The sequence below is a fragment of the Microbacterium testaceum genome (assembly GCF_001476655.1).
GTDB classification, from domain to species: domain Bacteria; phylum Actinomycetota; class Actinomycetes; order Actinomycetales; family Microbacteriaceae; genus Microbacterium; species Microbacterium testaceum_C.
The window spans coordinates 1-542 of record NZ_LDRT01000281.1 but is presented as its reverse complement, the minus strand read 5'-3'; the positions used below and the strand labels follow the sequence as shown (position 1 = coordinate 542).

The window sequence follows — 542 nt, the reverse complement described above, 5'->3', positions numbered from 1 at the left end:
CGGATGACCCCCGGATCTCGCACGCCGACCTCGTCCAGTGCCCGAGCCAAGCCCCCGACGTCGGTGTTGAAGCCGAGCGGGCCTTCGGGTGCGAGAAGGAACGTGTTCACCGCTCCGGTCAGGCGGGCGTCGTCGTCGAGCGCGACGGCGGTGCGGGCCGCGACCTGCTTCAACGGCATGGTCAGCGACAGGCCGCGCCAGGAGGCATCCAGTTCTTCGATCCGTGTCGGGAAAGCCGCCTCGCCGACGCGCTCGCGCCCGTAGTCCCAGTCGAGGCCGAGCTCCCGGTACGCCGCCGCGTGCAGCGACGGCGACCGGGAGTGATCGATCGGGTCCCCCCAGACGGCGAGCCGGGTCGCGGTCAGCATCCGCCGTCGGGGTTCTCGCGGCACCACTGCTGGAACTGGTCGACGGCCTTGAGCTGGTCGGCGTAGGTGGTCGAGAACACCGTCTCGCCCGTTGCCAGGTTGACGGTCGTGAAGTAATACCAGCTGCCGTCCGCCGGGTGCATCGCCGCGTCGATGGCGAGGTCCCCCGCGTTG

Annotated in this window: 1 protein-coding gene and 1 pseudogene; both read right to left on the bottom strand. The window is 70.5% G+C overall.

Annotated features, from left to right (window positions below):
- Positions 1-368 (bottom strand): shikimate dehydrogenase family protein (locus tag NS220_RS19015; protein WP_369406718.1); only part of this gene is annotated, 368 nt, incomplete at its 3' end.
- Positions 362-542 (bottom strand): annotated as a pseudogene (locus NS220_RS19010) (endolytic transglycosylase MltG); the annotation flags it as partial. The gene NS220_RS19015 and the pseudogene NS220_RS19010, both read right to left, overlap by 7 nt.